The organism is Streptomyces sp. NPDC048560, assembly GCF_040650955.1.
Classification (GTDB): domain Bacteria; phylum Actinomycetota; class Actinomycetes; order Streptomycetales; family Streptomycetaceae; genus Streptomyces.
The window spans coordinates 24,880-40,986 of record NZ_JBEZIJ010000014.1; the positions used below are offsets into that span (position 1 = coordinate 24,880).

At 70.3% G+C, this 16,107-nt stretch carries 15 protein-coding genes and 1 pseudogene; 10 read left to right on the forward strand and 6 right to left on the reverse strand.

The genetic code is table 11. The features are described from left to right. The first annotated feature begins 19 nt into the window (after positions 1-19). From mutA to rho, 5 genes are all read left to right on the forward strand, one after another. Positions 20-1,882, forward strand: coding sequence for a methylmalonyl-CoA mutase small subunit (mutA, locus tag AB0C82_RS31365; RefSeq protein ID WP_362848681.1), 1,863 nt, complete (start codon positions 20-22; stop codon positions 1,880-1,882). Then, positions 1,882-4,122 (forward strand): methylmalonyl-CoA mutase, encoded by a 2,241-nt coding sequence (gene scpA / locus AB0C82_RS31370; RefSeq protein WP_362848684.1) that lies wholly within the window; start codon positions 1,882-1,884, stop codon positions 4,120-4,122. The genes mutA and scpA overlap by 1 nt, the downstream gene beginning before the upstream one ends. 12 nt (positions 4,123-4,134) lie before the next feature. Beyond that, positions 4,135-5,157 carry a methylmalonyl Co-A mutase-associated GTPase MeaB gene (gene meaB / locus AB0C82_RS31375; RefSeq protein WP_362848686.1) on the forward strand — a complete coding sequence of 341 codons (1,023 nt, stop codon included), beginning with the start codon at positions 4,135-4,137 and terminating at the stop codon, positions 5,155-5,157. Positions 5,158-5,514: 357 nt separating this feature from the next. After that, complete coding sequence (locus AB0C82_RS31380; protein WP_362848689.1) at positions 5,515-7,179, forward strand: ATP-binding cassette domain-containing protein; 1,665 nt, start codon at positions 5,515-5,517, stop codon at positions 7,177-7,179. A gap of 378 nt (positions 7,180-7,557) precedes the next feature. Next, positions 7,558-8,697, forward strand: coding sequence for a transcription termination factor Rho (gene rho / locus AB0C82_RS31385; protein WP_362848692.1), 1,140 nt, complete (start codon positions 7,558-7,560; stop codon positions 8,695-8,697). A 55-nt stretch (positions 8,698-8,752) separates the two neighbouring features. Here the strand turns inward: rho and pgm are convergent, their stop codons facing one another. Next, positions 8,753-10,399, reverse strand: a complete 1,647-nt coding sequence (gene pgm / locus AB0C82_RS31390) for a phosphoglucomutase (alpha-D-glucose-1,6-bisphosphate-dependent) (protein ID WP_362848695.1) — start codon at positions 10,397-10,399, stop codon at positions 8,753-8,755. A gap of 211 nt (positions 10,400-10,610) precedes the next feature. Between pgm and AB0C82_RS31395 the strand changes: the two genes are divergently transcribed. The 3 genes and pseudogenes from AB0C82_RS31395 to AB0C82_RS31405 all read left to right on the forward strand — a co-directional run bounded on the left by AB0C82_RS31395 (position 10,611) and on the right by AB0C82_RS31405 (position 12,465). Continuing rightward, positions 10,611-11,315: a hypothetical protein gene (locus AB0C82_RS31395; RefSeq protein ID WP_362848698.1), complete on the forward strand. Its 705-nt coding sequence runs from the start codon at positions 10,611-10,613 to the stop codon at positions 11,313-11,315. Positions 11,316-11,483: 168 nt separating this feature from the next. Next, positions 11,484-11,810 carry a plasmid stabilization protein gene (locus AB0C82_RS31400; RefSeq protein ID WP_362848701.1) on the forward strand — a complete coding sequence of 109 codons (327 nt, stop codon included), beginning with the start codon at positions 11,484-11,486 and terminating at the stop codon, positions 11,808-11,810. Between the two features lie 17 nt (positions 11,811-11,827). After that, positions 11,828-12,465, forward strand: a pseudogene (locus AB0C82_RS31405) (DUF6766 family protein). A gap of 29 nt (positions 12,466-12,494) precedes the next feature. On the opposite strand, the gene AB0C82_RS31410 reads toward AB0C82_RS31405, so the two are convergent. Then, positions 12,495-12,665 carry a hypothetical protein gene (locus AB0C82_RS31410; protein ID WP_362848704.1) on the reverse strand — a complete coding sequence of 57 codons (171 nt, stop codon included), beginning with the start codon at positions 12,663-12,665 and terminating at the stop codon, positions 12,495-12,497. A 44-nt stretch (positions 12,666-12,709) separates the two neighbouring features. Next, positions 12,710-13,675: an LLM class F420-dependent oxidoreductase gene (locus AB0C82_RS31415; protein WP_362848706.1), complete on the reverse strand. Its 966-nt coding sequence runs from the start codon at positions 13,673-13,675 to the stop codon at positions 12,710-12,712. 149 nt (positions 13,676-13,824) lie between these two features. On the opposite strand from AB0C82_RS31415, the gene AB0C82_RS31420 reads away from it, so the two are divergent. Continuing rightward, on the forward strand, positions 13,825-13,983 hold the full coding sequence (locus AB0C82_RS31420; RefSeq protein ID WP_362848709.1) for a CsbD family protein: 159 nt from the start codon (positions 13,825-13,827) through the stop codon (positions 13,981-13,983). Between the two features lie 176 nt (positions 13,984-14,159). After that, positions 14,160-14,315 carry a DUF6131 family protein gene (locus AB0C82_RS31425; RefSeq protein WP_362848712.1) on the forward strand — a complete coding sequence of 52 codons (156 nt, stop codon included), beginning with the start codon at positions 14,160-14,162 and terminating at the stop codon, positions 14,313-14,315. A 127-nt stretch (positions 14,316-14,442) separates the two neighbouring features. Here AB0C82_RS31425 and AB0C82_RS31430 read toward each other — a convergent pair whose 3' ends face one another. The 3 genes from AB0C82_RS31430 to AB0C82_RS31440 form a co-directional block, all read right to left on the reverse strand. Next, positions 14,443-14,838 (reverse strand): DUF2795 domain-containing protein, encoded by a 396-nt coding sequence (locus tag AB0C82_RS31430; RefSeq protein WP_362848714.1) that lies wholly within the window; start codon positions 14,836-14,838, stop codon positions 14,443-14,445. A 68-nt stretch (positions 14,839-14,906) separates the two neighbouring features. Then, positions 14,907-15,323, reverse strand: a complete 417-nt coding sequence (locus AB0C82_RS31435; RefSeq protein ID WP_362848717.1) for a CBS domain-containing protein — start codon at positions 15,321-15,323, stop codon at positions 14,907-14,909. A gap of 161 nt (positions 15,324-15,484) precedes the next feature. After that, a complete protein-coding gene (locus AB0C82_RS31440) occupies positions 15,485-16,009 on the reverse strand; it encodes a hypothetical protein (RefSeq protein ID WP_362848719.1) in 525 nt (174 codons plus the stop codon). Between the last annotated feature and the right edge of the window lie 98 nt (positions 16,010-16,107).

Sequence of the window (16,107 nt, forward strand, 5' to 3'; positions counted from 1 at the left end):
GCTGGCCTAGCATCTGAGCATGACGGTCCTGCCTGCTGACGGGCTTCCTCTGGCCGCCGAGTTCCCTGACCCTTCCCACGAACAGTGGCAGCGCCTTGTCGAAGGCGTGCTCCGCAAGTCGGGCAAGGAAGTCACGGGCACGGCCGCCGAGCAAGCACTGTCCACCACACTGGAGGACGGGCTCACCACCCGGCCCCTCTACACCTCGAACGACGTCTCGCCCGGTGCCGGTCTTCCCGGTTTCGCGCCCTTCACCAGGGGCGGCAGGGCCGAAGGGAACACCGCGGGCGGCTGGGACGTACGCCAGCGCCACACCCTGACGGACCCCGCGCGCCTCAACGAGGCCGTGCTCGCCGATCTGGAGAACGGCACCACCTCCCTGTGGCTGACCGTGGGCGGCCCCGCGGGGATCCCGGCCTCCGGTCTGGCGCGCGCCCTGGACGGGGTCCTGCTCGACCTGGCCCCTGTGGCTCTCGACGCCGGCGCCGAACTCGACTCCGTCGCACAGGAGTTGCTGCGGATCGCCGAGAAGCAGGGAGTTCCGGGGGAGGCCGTGCGCGGCAGCCTCGGCGCCGACCCGCTGGGCCGCGCGGCCCGTACCGGCACGGAGCCGGACTTCGACGCCGCGATCCGCTGGGCGCAGGTCTGCGACGCGGGCCATCCCGGTCTGCGGGCGCTGACGGTGGACGCGTTGCCCTACCACGAGGCCGGCGGTTCGGCCGCCGAGGAGCTGGGCTTCTCGCTGGCGACCGGCGTCGCCTACCTCAGGGCGCTGACCGGGGCAGGGCTTTCGGTCGAGGCGGCGTGCGCGCAGCTGGAGTTCCGCTTCGCGGCCACCGCCGACCAGTTCCTGACCATCGCCAAGCTGCGTGCCGCGCGTCTGCTCTGGGCGCGGGTCGCCGAGGTGTGCGGGTCCCTCGACGCCGGTGCCCAGCGGCAGCACGCAGTGACCTCGGCGGTCATGATGACGCGCCGCGATCCCTGGGTGAACATGCTGCGGACGACGCTGGCATGTCTCGGAGCGGGGGTCGGCGGGGCGGACTCCGTGACGGTGCTGCCGTTCGACCACGCGCTCGGTCTCCCCGACGCCTTCGCGCGACGCATCGCCCGCAACACCTCGACGATCCTGATGGAGGAATCGCATCTGGCGCGGGTCATCGACCCGGCGGGCGGTTCCTGGTACGTGGAGCGGCTCACCACCGAACTGGCGGCTGCGGCCTGGGAGTTCTTCCAGGAGATCGAGCGGGCGGGCGGCCAGGCCGCCGCCCTGCGCTCCGGTATGGCGGGTGAGCGGCTCGCCGCCACCTGGGCGGCCCGCAGCAGGGACCTCGCGCGCCGCAAGGAGCCGGTGACCGGGGTCAGCGAGTTCCCGAATCTGACCGAGCCCGCCGTGGAGCGCGAACCCGCGCCCGCCTTCGCCGCGTCCTCGGGCGGCGGGCTGCCGAAGGTCCGCCGGGACGAGGCGTTCGAGGAACTGCGGACCCGGTCCGATGCCCATGTGACGGCCTCCGGCTCGCGTCCCACGGTGTTCCTCGCCGCGCTCGGCCCGGCCGCCACGCACACGGCGCGGGCGTCGTTCGCCTCGAATCTCTTCCGGGCCGGTGGCATCGAACCGGTCCACGAACCCCTTTCGGTGGACGCCTCGACGGTCGCCGACGCGTTCGCCGCCAGTGGCGCGACGGTTGCCTGCGTCTGTTCCAGCGACGCGCTCTACGCCGAACAGGCCGAACCCGTCATAGCGGCCCTCAAGGCGGCAGGCGCCGAGCAGGTGTTCCTCGCGGGCCGGCCCGGTGAGTACACCGGTGTCGACGGTTACGTCTTCGCCGGCTGCGACGTGGTCGCCGTCCTCTCCTCCGTACTCGACCGCATGGGAGTGGCGTGATGCAGAACCCCGGAACCACCCCCGGCACCGCTGCGGGGAACCCGATCCCCGACTTCTCCGAGGTACCGCTCGGCACGCCTCTCGCTCCGGAGACGTCCGTCGACCGCTGGCGCGGCGCGGTGAAGGAGGCGACCGGCCTGTCCGACGAGGGTCTCCTCTGGGAGACACCGGAGGGCATCGCGGTCAAGCCGCTGTACACGGACGAGGACGTGGAAGGTCTCGACTTCCTCGGGACGTACCCGGGCATCGCCCCGTATCTGCGCGGCCCCTACCCGACGATGTACGTCAATCAGCCGTGGACCATCCGTCAGTACGCGGGATTCTCCACGGCCGAGGAGTCCAACGCCTTCTACCGGCGCAACCTCGCGGCCGGGCAGAAGGGACTCTCGGTCGCCTTCGACCTCCCGACCCACCGAGGCTACGACAGCGACCACGCCCGGGTGACGGGCGACGTCGGCATGGCGGGCGTCGCCATCGACTCGATCTACGACATGCGTCAGCTCTTCGACGGCATTCCGCTGGACAAGATGTCGGTGTCGATGACGATGAACGGCGCGGTGCTCCCCGTGCTGGCGCTGTACATCGTGGCCGCCGAGGAACAGGGCGTGCCTCCGGAGAAGCTCGCCGGGACCATTCAGAACGACATCCTCAAGGAGTTCATGGTCCGCAACACCTACATCTACCCGCCGGGTCCTTCGATGCGGATCATCTCCGACATCTTCGCGTTCACCTCGCAGAAGATGCCCCGGTACAACTCGATCTCCATCTCCGGCTACCACATCCAGGAGGCCGGTGCGACGGCCGACCTGGAGCTGGCGTACACGCTGGCCGACGGGGTGGAGTATCTGCGGGCCGGGCGCGACGCGGGTCTGGACGTCGACGCGTTCGCTCCGCGTCTGTCGTTCTTCTGGGCGATCGGCATGAACTTCTTCATGGAGATCGCGAAGCTCCGGGCCGCACGCCTGCTGTGGGCCAAACTGGTCAAGGAGTTCGAGCCGAAGAACGACAAGTCCCTCTCGCTGCGCACCCATTCACAGACCTCGGGTTGGTCGCTGACCGCGCAGGACGTGTTCAACAACGTCACCAGGACCTGCGTCGAGGCGATGGCCGCGACCCAGGGCCACACCCAGTCGCTGCACACCAACGCGCTGGACGAAGCACTGGCCCTGCCGACGGACTTCTCCGCGCGGATCGCCCGTAACACGCAGCTGCTCCTCCAGCAGGAGTCGGGTACCTGCCGGGTCATCGACCCGTGGGGCGGCAGCGCGTACGTGGAGAAGCTCACGCACGACCTGGCGCAGCGGGCCTGGCAGCACATCGAGGAGGTCGAGGCCGCGGGCGGTATGGCCAAGGCCATCGACGCCGGTATCCCCAAGCTCCGGATCGAGGAGGCCGCCGCCCGTACGCAGGCGCGGATCGACGCCGGGCGCCAGCCGGTCATCGGGGTCAACAAGTACCGGGTGGAGACCGACGAGAAGATCGACGTGCTCAAGGTCGACAACTCCTCCGTGCGCACCCAGCAGATCGAGAAGCTGAGGCGGCTGCGCGAGGAGCGCGACGAGACGGCGTGCCAGGACGCGCTGCGTGCCCTGACCGACGCCGCCGGACGGGAGCCCGGTCCGGATCTGGACGGGAATCTGCTGGCGCTGGCGGTCGACGCCGCCAGGGCGATGGCCACGGTCGGCGAGATCTCGGACGCTCTGGAGAAGGTGTACGGCCGGCACGCGGGCCAGATCCGTACGATCTCCGGGGTGTACCGCAAAGAGGCAGGAGAGTCCCCCGCAGTGGACCGCACCCGCGCGCTGGTCGACGCGTTCGAGGAGGCGGAGGGCCGTCGTCCGCGCATCCTCGTCGCGAAGATGGGCCAGGACGGACACGACCGCGGCCAGAAGGTGATCGCCACGGCCTTCGCCGACCTGGGCTTCGACGTCGACGTCGGCCCGCTCTTCCAGACGCCGGGCGAGGTGGCGCGGCAGGCGGTCGAGGCGGACGTCCACGTCGTGGGTGTCTCCTCGCTGGCGGCCGGGCACCTCACCCTCGTACCGGCGCTCCGCGAGGAGCTGGCGGCGGAGGGCCGCGAGGACATCATGATCGTGGTCGGCGGGGTCATTCCCCCGCAGGACATCGAGGCGCTGCACGAGGCCGGGGCCACCGCCGTGTTCCCGCCCGGCACGGTGATCCCGGACGCGGCCCACGACCTGGTCACGCGGCTCGGTGCCGCGCTCGGCCACGAGCTGTGAGCCGCTGACCGTATGGCTGTGACCATCGACATCGACAGGTATGCGGAAGGGGTGCTCGACGGGAAGCGGGCGTACATCGCGCGCGCCATCACTCTCGTCGAGTCGACCCGGCCCCAGCACCGGATCCTGGCCCAGCAGTTGCTGAGCCGGCTGCTGCCGCACGCGGGCCGGGCCCGGCGCATCGGTATCAGCGGGGTGCCTGGCGTGGGGAAGTCCACGTTCATCGACGCCCTCGGCACCATGCTCACGGGCCTGGGACACCGGGTCGCGGTGCTGGCCGTGGATCCGTCGTCCACCAGGACGGGCGGTTCCATCCTGGGCGACAAGACCCGGATGGAACGGCTGGCGGTGGACAGCCGGGCCTTCGTACGCCCCTCCCCTAGCGCGGGGACGCTCGGCGGGGTGGCGAAGGCGACCCGCGAGTCCATCGTGGTGATGGAGGCGGCGGGCTTCGACGTCGTGCTCGTGGAGACGGTCGGGGTCGGACAGTCGGAGACGGCGGTCGCCAACATGGTCGACACCTTCCTGCTGCTGACCCTCGCCCGTACCGGTGACCAGCTCCAGGGGATCAAGAAGGGCGTGCTGGAGCTGGCGGACGTCATCGCGGTCAACAAGGCCGACGGCCCGCACGAGCGGGACGCCAGGTCGGCGGCGCGCGAACTGGCGGGAGCGCTACGGCTGATGCACCCGGCGGACGCAGCGTGGACTCCGCCGGTCCTCACGTGCAGTGCCCGCGAGTCGAGTGGCCTCGACGCTCTGTGGGAGCGGCTGGAGCAGCACCGCACCCTGCTCGACTCGACCGGCAGGCTGACGGCGAAGCGCCGGGAGCAGCAGGTCGACTGGACGTGGGCGATGGTCCGCGACGAGCTGCTGGACAGTCTCCGCAACCACCCCGAGGTGCGGTCGCTCTCCCCCGCACTGGAACAGCGGGTACGTGAAGGCGAGCTGACCGCCACACTCGCCGCCGAGCAGATTCTCGGCGCGTTCCGAGGCGGTGCGCCGGAGTCCGTGGACGGCGCGGGCCCGACCGGCTGACGTCTCGTGGCCGGCCTTCCCGTGGAAGGCCGGCCACAGCTCCACGGCCGTACGGAGCAATTAATCGCCTGCACGGTCTCCGGTGCCTCAGGTACAGTTTTCGTGTCCTGTTGTCTCCGATTGAGGTGGACGTTGCGCATCTGAGGTTCGCGATCATCGCGCCGTACGGCAGTCGCCGTACGCCCGTCACGCTGTAGCCGGCTTCCTGCCGCCCGTGACCCTGCGCGGATGCGACCTCGGTGCCCTGGGCCGTTCCCCGTTCTCCGGAGGCCCTCGCCCGTCCTTTCCCGGTTCGGTCGCCGCGTGGTGCTCGCACAAGACGCCCCCATCCCTGCGTTTGCGACTGCGAGAATCCTCATGAGCCACCCCATCGCGCACACCCCTGCCGCCATCACCTGCTCCGCCGTGTCGTTCGGCTGGCCGGACGGCAGGCCCGTCTTCGACGGGCTCTCCCTCACCATCGGCCGGGGCAGCACAGGTCTGGTCGGTACCAACGGTTCGGGCAAATCCACGCTGCTCCGGCTGCTGGCCGGACGGCTTCGCCCCTCCCAGGGGTCGGTGAGCGTCACCGGCAGCCTGGCGTACCTCCCGCAGAACATCACCCTGGACACGTCGCTGCGCGTCGACCAGGCCCTCGGTGTCGCCGAGCGGCGTGCCGCGCTGCGGGCCATCGAGGCGGGAGACGTCGACGAGAAGCACTTCGAGACGGTCGGTGACGACTGGGACGTCGAGGAGCGGGCCCTGGCGACACTGGGCTCGCTCGGTCTCGCCGAGGCGGGGCTCGACCGGACCGTGGGCGAGCTGTCGGGTGGGGAGACCGTGCTGCTGCGCCTGGCCGCCCTGCTGCTGGAGCGCCCCGAGGTCCTGCTGCTCGACGAGCCGACCAACAACCTCGACGTGTTCGCGCGTCGCAGGCTCTACGACGCCGTCCAGTCCTGGCGTTCCGGCGTGCTGGTCGTGGTCAGCCACGACCGCGAGCTGCTGGAGCGCGTGGACCGGATCGCCGAGCTGCGGTCCGGGACGGTGAACTGGTACGGGGGCGGCTGGTCCGTGTACGAGGAGACCCTCGCCACCCAGCAGGAGGCGGCCGGGCGGATGCTGCGGGCCGCCGACGCCGACGTACGCCGACAGAAGCGGGAACTGGAGGAGGCCAGGATCAAGGTGGCCCGCCGCGAGCGCCACAGCAAGAAGATGGACGCCCAGCGCAGGGCTCCGCGCATCGTCGCGGGCGAGCGCAAGCGGTCCGCGCAGGAGTCGGCCGACAAGCTCCGCGGCGTACACGAGGACCGGCTGGGCGAGGCGCGCGAGCGGCGCGAAGAGGCGGCGGACGCGATCCGCGCCGACGCCGAGATCCGGGTGAGCCTTCCGCACACCGCCGTACCCGCCGGCCGTTCCGTCCTGAGCCTGCACGAGCTGCGCCCCGGATACGGCAGGCTGCGCGAGGCCGGTCTCCATGTGCGGGGTCCCGAACGCATCGCACTGGTCGGCCGCAACGGCGCGGGCAAGACCACCCTGCTGCGGATCATGGCCGGCGAGCTCGCCGCGCTGTCCGGCGAGGCCAGGACGTACGTCCCGCTGCGGTTCCTTCCGCAGCGGCTCGACCTGCTGGACGAGGAGCTGAGCGTCGCGGCGAACGTCGCCCGGATGGCTCCGGGCGTCACCGACAACCACATCCGCGCCCAGCTCGCCCGCTTCCTGTTCAAGGGGGAGCGCGCGGAACAGCGCGCCGGGACGCTCTCCGGGGGCGAACGCTTCCGGGCCGCGCTCGCGGCGACGATGCTCGCCGCGCCGGCCCCCCAGCTGCTGATGCTGGACGAGCCGACCAACAACCTGGACCTGGCCAGCGTCCGGCAGCTGACGAGCGCGCTCGGTTCCTACGAGGGAGCGCTCCTGATCGCCAGCCACGATCTGCCGTTCCTGGACTCCGTCGGCATCACCCGCTGGCTGCTGGTCGGGGATGAGCTCCGGGAGACTACTGCCGACGAGGTCCGTGTGCTGCTGGAATCGCCGGAAGACGACTGAGGGGCGGACCGAGGAGCGGCGGGCGCGGGCAGTCGCCACGAACCGTCAGCGGTGCCGGTCCGGTCCGGACGCGTCCGGACCGGCACCGTCCCACGGCGCCCGCCCCCGCCAACTCCTCGACGAGCAAGGCGCTATTCACGTCACGCCTACATCCTGTCGTGCTACATTGCTCATGGCATTCGTGTACGCCCCTTCTTTCGGGCGCCGGTGCTGTTCTCGTCCCACCCGCTGTTGCGCCCGTCCTTCTCGACCGGCGATCCAGCTTCTCGTATCTCTCCTTCCGGCCCGGGCTCTCATTCCCGCGTACGGGGCGTGATTCCACCGCCTCGCCGTCCGCCGGACCTTCACTTCGCCATGTCCGCGAAAGGACCCCTCCCCATGACCAGCACACTCGAACGCCCCGTCGCCCAGCAGAATCAGCCCGTACGCACCGCCGGTGTCCTCGACACCGCTCAGAGCGGCCACGGAGTCCTGCGGACCGACGGCGGCCACCCCTCCCCCGGCGACATCCAGGTGTCGTCCTCCCTGATCCGCCGGCACGGCCTGCGCAGAGGCGATGTGGTCGAGGGCACCTGCGACAGACCCCGGGTGCTGAGCCGGGTCGACCTCGTCAACGGCCTTGATCCGCAAGCCCTTCGCACCCGGCCGCACTTCCGTGACCTCACTCCGCTGCACCCCCGGGAGCGGCTCCGTCTGGAGACGCGCGGAGGCGGCCCCGCGATGCGGCTCGTCGATCTGGTCGCACCGGTCGGGAAGGGGCAGCGCGGACTGATCGTCGCGCCTCCCCGTACCGGCAAGACCGTGCTCCTCCAGCAGCTCGCGGCAGCGGTGGCCACCAACCACCCCGAGTGCCATCTGATGGTGGTCCTCCTCGACGAACGTCCGGAGGAGGTCACGGACATGCGCCGATCGGTACGGGGCGAGGTGTACGCGTCCACCTTCGACCGGCCCGCGAAGGAGCACATCGCCCTCGCCGAACTGGCCGTCGAGCGCGCCAAGCGCCTCGTCGAGCAGGGCCGGGACGTGGTGGTCCTCCTCGACTCCCTCACCCGGCTCTGCCGGGCCCACAACAACGCGGCGGGCACGGGCGGCCGGACACTGAGCGGCGGAGTGGACGCGGCGGCGCTCACCGGCCCGAAGCAGGTCTTCGGCGCGGCACGCCTGGCCGAGGAGGGCGGTTCCCTGACCATTCTGGCGACCGCTCTCGTGGAGACCGGTTCCAGGGCCGACGACTACTTCTTCGAAGAGCTCAAGAGCACCGGCAACATGGAGCTCCGGCTGGACCGCTCACTCGCGGAGAAGCGGGTCTTCCCGGCCGTCGACATCGCACCGTCCGGTACCCGGCGCGAGGAACTCCTGCTGCCTGCACCGGAGTTGGCGACCGTACGCGGGTTGCGGCGGGCACTCAGGTCCAGGGACGGACAGACCACCCTCGAAGCGATGCTCGCCAAGATCCGCAGCACCCCCGACAACGCGACGTTTCTCCGTCAGGTGCACCACACCGTGCCCGGCGCCTGAGCGGCGGGCGATGCGGGGTGCGCCGCGGCGCCGTAGGGCACCGCGGCGCACGGGCTCATCCCGCGGAGTTCAGCGCGGCCGAGACGAGCGCCCGGGCCTCGTCCTGGACCTCGGCCAGATGATCCGGCCCCTGGAAGCTCTCCGCGTAGACCTTGTACACGTCCTCGGTCCCGGAGGGACGGGCGGCGAACCAGGCGCTGTCGGTGCAGACCTTGAGGCCACCGATGGACGCGCCGTTGCCGGGGGCCTCGGTGAGGACGGCCGTGATCGGTTCACCGGCGAGGGTGTCAGCGGTGACCTGCTCCGGGGAGAGCCCGGCCAGGACCGCCTTCTCCTCGCGGGTCGCGGGGGCGTCGACACGGGCGTAGGCGGGGTCGCCGAACCGCGCGGTGAGCTCGCTGTAGTGCTGGGACGGCGTCGACCCCGTCACGGCGGTGATCTCGGAGGCCAGCAGGGCGAGGAGGATGCCGTCCTTGTCGGTGGTCCACACGCGGCCGTCGCGGCGGAGGAACGACGCACCGGCCGACTCCTCGCCACCGAAGCCCAGGCTGCCGTCGTAGAGACCGTCGACGAACCACTTGAAGCCCACCGGCACCTCCGTCAGGGGGCGCCCGAGATCCGCGGCGACCCGGTCGATCATCGACGAGGAGACCAGGGTCTTGCCGATGCCCGTACCCGCCGGCCAGCCGTCGCGGTGGGAGTACAGGTACCGGATGGCGACGGCGAGATAGTGGTTGGGGTTCATCAGCCCGCCGTCGGGGGTGACGATGCCGTGCCGGTCGGCGTCGGCGTCGTTCCCGGTGGCGATCGTGTACGCGTCGCGCCGGGCGATGAGGGACGCCATCGCGTACGGGGAGGAGCAGTCCATGCGGATCTTCCCGTCCCAGTCCAGCGTCATGAAGCGCCAGGTGGGGTCGGCCAGCGGGTTGACCACCGTCAGGTCGATGCGGTGGCGTTCGGCGATGCGGCCCCAGTAGGCGACGGATGCGCCACCGAGCGGGTCGGCGCCGATGCGGACACCGGCGTCACGGACGGCGTCGAGGTCCAGGACGGAGGGCAGGTCGTCCACGTACGCCGTGAGGAAGTCATGCCGGCCGGTCGTGTCGGCGGCCAGCGCACGGGCGTACGGAACGCGGCGGACCTCCTTCAGACCGCCTTCGATGAGGACGTTGGCGCGGTCCTGGATCCACGAGGTGGCGTCCGAACCGGCGGGGCCTCCGTGCGGCGGGTTGTACTTGAACCCGCCGTCGCCGGGAGGGTTGTGCGACGGGGTCACCACGATCCCGTCGGCGAGGCCGCCGGTGCGGTTCAGGTTGTACGTCAGGATCGCGTGCGAGACGGCGGGCGTCGGCGTGTAGCCGTCGTCGGAGTCGATGAGGACCGTGACGCCGTTGGCTGCCAGGACCTCCAGGGCGGTGACCCGGGCGGGCTCGGAGAGTGCGTGGGTGTCGGCCCCGAGAAACACCGGCCCGTCGGTTCCCTGGTGGGTCCTGTAGTCGCAGATCGCCTGCGTGGTGGCGGCGATGTGGTCGTCGTTGAAGGCGGCCGCAAGGGCGCTTCCCCGGTGCCCCGAGGTGCCGAAGGCGACTCGCTGGCCGGCCTCGGCCGGGTCGGGGTGGACGGCGTAATAGGCCGTCACGAGCCGTGCCACGTCCACCAGATCTCCTGGCTGTGCCGGCTGCCCGGCCCGTTCGTGCACCATCTGGTCTCCTCGGTATCGGCGGACCCGCTGCCGCTGCCCTGCTGGAGGCGCGCGGCCTGCGGGTGTCCTGCCTGATTCTGCCCTCCGGCCGGGCAGGCTCCGGTGGGGCGTGGCCGAAATGCCGGTCTTTCAGGTCTTGACCGCTTCCTGGCAGGGGTTGACAGTGGGGTGCGGCCTCGGCCGTCCGGGCCAGGGGTGGGGGCGGGGGCTCATGCAGCTCATCGACGTGTCCGACTACGCGGTGCGTTCCGCTGTGTTCACGATGCGGCGGAAGGACACACCCCTCACGTTCCTGCTCCTTCCGATGGTCCATGTGGCGTCCCCGGCCTTCTACGCCCAGGTGAAGGGCCGGCTCGCGGAGTGCGACCTGATCGTGCTGGAGGGGGTCACGGGGAAGTCGTGGCGGGCGTCCGTGCTGCTGCTGGCCTACCGGTTCGCCCCCCTGCGACGCCGCAACGGCCTGGTGGAGCAGACCACCACGAACGTGCTGCCGCCAGGAGTCCCCGTCCTCTCCCCGGACGTGACCGCCGCCGAGGCGATGGACGAGCTGCGCAAACTGCCACGCTGGACGTACTGGCTGCTGCTCCTCCTGGCACCGGTCATGGGCCTGGTCTTCGCGCTGCGCGGACCGCGGGCCTTCCTGGATCCGGACCTGACGGTGGAGGACCTGCCGTCGACGGCCCGGGCCGAGATGCTGGCGGACAACGACGTGGAACACGCACTCCTCGGCCGTCGTGACGAGCGGCTGCTCGCCGCACTGGCACGGATTCACACCGAGCGGCGCCACGAGCCGATCACCGTGGCCGTGGTCTACGGCGCCGGGCACATGCCCGCCGTGGTCCACGGCCTGCTGGACGCGTACAACTACCGCCCTCGTGACGGGGAGTGGTTCACGGTCTACGTACCGGATCCGTGACCTGCCGGGGCCGCCGGTCACCCGGGTGGCGGCCCGGTGGGTGTACCCATGTCGCGCCTCACGGGTTTCGGACGTCGACTGGTGGTAACCGGGTTCTGTGACGGCACCGCATGACCGTGCCGCGACGGCCCGCGTACCCACGAGCCGAACCTTTACGAGGAGTGCGTCATGCCCGCAGGGTCCAGCGACAAACGTGAGCGCCAGTACGAGCACGTCAAGGAGAGCGCGGAGAAGCGCGGCGAGTCCGAACGACGCGCGAAGGAGATCGCCGCCCGCACGGTGAACAAGGAGCGTGCGCGCTCCGGCGAGGCGAAGAACCCCGGCAAGGTCTCCACCCGTGACCCCAAGTCCGCGTCGCAGCGCGGTGGTCAGCGCTCGCACAGCGGCGCCCAGGGTCCCACGAAGGACCAGTTGTACGAAGAGGCCAGGAAGAAGAACGTCGAGGGCCGCTCGGCCATGAACAAGGAACAGCTCCAGAAGGCGGTCGGCCGCTGAACCGGCGGTGACGACACCTGCGACCGCCCCTTCGCACAGGGAGGGGCGGCAGCGTGTCCCGCGTATGGGGCGCAGGACAGGACGGCAGAATGCCTCATCACTGCCGACCACCTGCGAGGACCACGGTGACCGCCCTACGCTCGGATTTCGCGGTGGACGTGACGGAGAACTGGCAGTCGGAGTACCTGCAGTTCTTCCTGTACATCTTCGGCACCGTCTGGCTGCTCCAGCGGGGCTCGCCCGAGTCGAAGGTCATGCACCGCGCGGGCTCGAATCCGACGAGGAACAGCGCACCGGGCCGCACGCACGCCCCGGCTCCCCGCGCTGGGCCACGGCGAGCGGCCGGCGCGGGTTCCTGTTCTCCCGTTCGCTCGGGCTGACCATGGGCGGTCTCTTCCTGCTGTCCTGGCTCGTCCAGTCCGTGGCAGGTGTTTCGGCCTACAACGAGCAGCGGCTGCGGCAGCTGCAGGCACCGGTCAGCTGGGGTGACTACCTTGTCGCCGCCGACTTCTGGAGTCGCACGCTGCAGAACTGGCAGTCCGAGTTCCTGGCGGTCGCTTCCATGATCATTCTTTCGGTGTATCTGCGTCAGCGGGGCTCCCCCGAGTCCAAACCCGTAGGGGCCTCGCACCGGGCGACCGGTGTGGAGGGGTGACGTACGCGCTGACGCGGCGACGCTGACGTTCACCTCTGCCGTGACGCCCTCGCCCGTGCTTCGGCCGTCCGGCCGGCGGCTTGGTAGCGCTGCCCCTGCGCCTTGAGGCGCTCGTCCCCGAGGGCGGCGCCGTCCGCCCTCATCTTGGCGCCTTTCGCCCGCATGACCTTGGCTCGGGCGATTTCCGTGCGCATTCCCATGGTGTGTCCTCAAGTGGTCGGGTCCGGTGCCTGTGCCGACGCGGTCACAGTTCACGCAACGCCGGCAGCAGCTTCTGTTCCGCCCAGCGGATGAACGCCTGCTGGTGTGCTCCGCCGATCTGGACGAGCGCGATCTCCGTGAAGCCCGCCTCGACGTACGGGCGTACGGCGTCGACGAACTCGCCGACGTCGTCACCGCACGGAACGGACTTCTCGATGTCCTCGTGCCGCACGAATGCGGTGGCCTGGTCGAAGGAGGACGGGCCGGGGAGCTCCGCGTTCACCTTCCATCCTCCCAGCGACCAGCGGAACTGGTCGTGGGCCCGCTCGACGGCGGCCTGGCGGTCCTCGTCGAAGCAGACGGGAAGCTGGCCGACGCGGGGCTTCCCCGAACCACCGTGCCGGTCGAATTCGGTGAGCAGGTCCTTCTTGGGTTCGGTGGCGATGACGAGGTCGGCCAGTTTGCCCGCGATCTCGCAGGAACGGCTCCCTGACACGGCTACACCGACAGGTACGCGGGTGCCGGGCAGATCCCAGAGCTTGGCGTTGTCCACGTCGAAGTGGGTGCCGCTGTGGCTGACGTATCCGCCGTCGAAGAGGGCGCTGATGATCCCGACGGCCTCTTCCAGCATGTCCAGGCGGACGTGCGCGGCCGGCCAGCCGGCACCGACGACGTGTTCGTTGAGATTCTCGCCCGAGCCGAGGCCGAGCCGGAACCGCCCCTCCGAGAGGAGTTGCAGCGTCGCCGCCTTCTGCGCGACCACGGCGGGGTGGTAGCGGACCGTCGGGCACGTCACGTACGTCATCAGCGGGATCGTGGAAGTGGCCTGCGCCGCCGCGCCGAGCACGCTCCACGCGTACGGAGCGTGGCCCTGCGCGTCGAGCCAGGGGAAGTAGTGGTCGGAGGCGACGGAGAAGTCGAAACCCGCCCGTTCGGCCGCGACCACGTCGTCGACCAGCTCCCGGGGGCCGGTTTGCTCGGTCATCATCGTGTATCCGAATTGCACCATATCGTTGGCTTTTCCGGTTTATCGCTGTTGAAACCCGCACACATCGCATCGCTCGCACCGCGCGACGATGTTCAGTACGCCCTACTTTGGGTACACAGTGGATTCGTCCCGATTCACGCAACCGATGCGAACACCGAAGGAGAGTTCCGATGCCCGAAGGAAGCGGCAAGGACAAGCTCACCGGTAAGGCGAAGGAAGCCATGGGCAAGCTGACCGGCAACCGTCGCAAGGAAGCCGAAGGCAAGATGGAGCAGACCAAGGGTGAGACCAAGCGGAAGCTGCGTGGCCGTCACGACCGCCCGGCATAGTCCCGCACCCGCCACCGGGCCCCCGGTCGACGTGGCTCCTGCCTGATGACACAGGTCTGGCACCGGCCCCTCCGGTCGGTGCCAGACCTGTGTGCGAAGCCCTCTGACCAGGCAGTTGCCGCCGCGCCCGGCCCGGGCCAAACTGGGATCACAGCATAGCGAGAAGGGAGCGGGTCGTGATCTTGCTCGGAATCATTCTTCTCGTCATCGGGCTCATCGCCGGTCTTTCCATTCTGTGGACGATCGGCCTCGTGCTCGTGGTGATCGGTGTCGTCCTGTGGATCCTCGGATCGATGGGACACGCCGTAGCCGGACGAAAGCACTACTGGTAGCGCGCCGCCGATGCCCGGCGGCATACGGCGAGGCGTACCCGTACGCCGAACCGCCCAGAAAGCCGGTGGTCCGACTGCCGGACCGGCAGTTCGGGTCGGCTTCCTGTTCCAGAACTTCCCGTGATGGTCAGGCAGTCAGGACGCGGGGACGGTATCCCAGCGCTCTGGCTATCTCTCCGGCGTTCGCGTACCGGTCGTCTCCGGGAAGCCCTCGCACCAGATCCGTCAGCGCGTCCGGAGCGTGCGCGGAGGAAAGGGCTCCCACCAGTCCCGCCCGGTCCGCGGGGAAGTCCGCACGGCTGAGATGACGGGCGAGTTCCACCCTCACCTCTTCGGCCTCGGCCTCGGCCCTGGCCCGCTCCCGTTCCTCACCGGGGGGCGGCACCGGCCCGCCGGGGCCGACCTGCGGGTCGTCGTCGGCGGGCGGCTCCGGGTCGTACGCCTCCTGCGTGTGGGTGGCGCGACCCGACCGCAGGTACCCCTGCAGTTCGTGCTTGCGCTGATCGTCCTCGCGAGGACTCATGCGGCTGCTTCCTCGCTCCATGGCGGGAACACCTCCATCTCGTCGTACCGACGGGTCGAAGCCCGCGTTCAGTTGGACGACAGGGCCTCGACCAGGTCCCCCACCACCGGGTCGGGCAGTGAGCGTGCGACGTCCGCCTGGGCGACCATGCCCACCAGGGTGTGGCCGTCGATGACGGGCAGCCTGCGCACCTTGTGTGAGCTCATCGTGCGCAGGACCTCGGCCACGTCGTCGTCCGCGCCGATCGTGATGGCCTTGCCCTGGGCGAGCTCACCGGCGGTGGTCCTGCCGGGGTCCTTGTCGGCGGCGAGGACCTTGACCACGATGTCGCGGTCGGTGAGCATCCCCTTCAGGCGCTCGTCCGGACTGCAGATGGGCATGGCACCCACGCCCAGCTCCGCCATCCGGTGAGCCGCGTCGAGGACGGAATCGTTCGCGCCGATACAGGTCGCGTCGGGCGTCATGATTTCCCGGGCAGTGGTCATGTGGAACACGTCCTTCTCTTCCTTCAACAGGCTTTGGCGGGATTGCGGGCAGGGCTTCGTCGGTGGGGATGCGGGTAGGGCTTCCGGGTGTCGGCTGCGGGCCTCCGAGGGGATGAGCGCCTGCCTGCGGGCGGCCCGTGGGCCGCCCTGGACGCCTTCGGTCAGCGGGTTCCGGATTCGGTCTCCGGGTGTTCTCCCTCCGTGGTCCGGCGCAGCAGCGCGCCCAGGCCGCCGACGGGTACGGATTCCGGTTCACCGGCCGCCGGGGTGTGCCGTTCCGACCGGCCCGAAGCGGTGCGGCGCACGGGCCGGTCACGGCGTTCCACCGCGCCCTCGGAGCGGGTCCCGGAAGCGGTACGGCGCTGGAGATCGCCGCCGGTCCTGTCGATGAACACCACGAGGCAGTCGGGCAGGCCCGGAGCGAGTCGCGGCAGAGGCTCCACGTGCGGGAGCCTCTGCCGCGTGGAGGAGGACCCTTCCGGCGGCGCCGCCGGCACCGGATCCAGGACCACCTCGCCGCGCGTGGCGAACACAGCATGGCCGGGCGCCTCGTCGCCGTGCGCGCGGGAACCGAGTGCCTCGCCCGCCGCGCGGCAGGTGGCTGCGTCGGCGACGGACGTCTCGACGTACCCGCTCGCCCACGGGCCGGACCGTCGGTACAGCGGCGCGAGGGGCGCGAGCCTCATTGCTCCTCCAAGCTCGGTGAGGCGGTTCAGGTGCCCTGGGTACCCCCGTTCCTCAGCGCCTATTCGAGATCGGAACCCGGAAATTCCGCCACGTCGAG

Bases quoted from the DNA above. Each gene is read 5' to 3' on its own strand.
- mutA (WP_362848681.1), top strand. From the start codon at position 20: ATGACGGTCCTGCCTGCTGACGGGCTTCCTCTGGCCGCCGAGTTCCCT.
- AB0C82_RS31410 (WP_362848704.1), bottom strand. From the start codon at position 12,665: ATGGGAATGCGCACGGAAATCGCCCGAGCCAAGGTCATGCGGGCGAAA.
- AB0C82_RS31395 (WP_362848698.1), top strand. From the start codon at position 10,611: ATGCAGCTCATCGACGTGTCCGACTACGCGGTGCGTTCCGCTGTGTTC.
- AB0C82_RS31400 (WP_362848701.1), top strand. From the start codon at position 11,484: ATGCCCGCAGGGTCCAGCGACAAACGTGAGCGCCAGTACGAGCACGTC.
- pgm (WP_362848695.1), bottom strand. From the start codon at position 10,399: ATGGTGCACGAACGGGCCGGGCAGCCGGCACAGCCAGGAGATCTGGTG.
- AB0C82_RS31420 (WP_362848709.1), top strand. From the start codon at position 13,825: ATGCCCGAAGGAAGCGGCAAGGACAAGCTCACCGGTAAGGCGAAGGAA.
- meaB (WP_362848686.1), top strand. From the start codon at position 4,135: ATGGCTGTGACCATCGACATCGACAGGTATGCGGAAGGGGTGCTCGAC.
- AB0C82_RS31430 (WP_362848714.1), bottom strand. From the start codon at position 14,838: ATGAGTCCTCGCGAGGACGATCAGCGCAAGCACGAACTGCAGGGGTAC.
- rho (WP_362848692.1), top strand. From the start codon at position 7,558: ATGACCAGCACACTCGAACGCCCCGTCGCCCAGCAGAATCAGCCCGTA.
- scpA (WP_362848684.1), top strand. From the start codon at position 1,882: ATGCAGAACCCCGGAACCACCCCCGGCACCGCTGCGGGGAACCCGATC.
- AB0C82_RS31380 (WP_362848689.1), top strand. From the start codon at position 5,515: ATGAGCCACCCCATCGCGCACACCCCTGCCGCCATCACCTGCTCCGCC.
- AB0C82_RS31435 (WP_362848717.1), bottom strand. From the start codon at position 15,323: ATGACCACTGCCCGGGAAATCATGACGCCCGACGCGACCTGTATCGGC.
- AB0C82_RS31415 (WP_362848706.1), bottom strand. From the start codon at position 13,675: ATGGTGCAATTCGGATACACGATGATGACCGAGCAAACCGGCCCCCGG.
- AB0C82_RS31440 (WP_362848719.1), bottom strand. From the start codon at position 16,009: ATGAGGCTCGCGCCCCTCGCGCCGCTGTACCGACGGTCCGGCCCGTGG.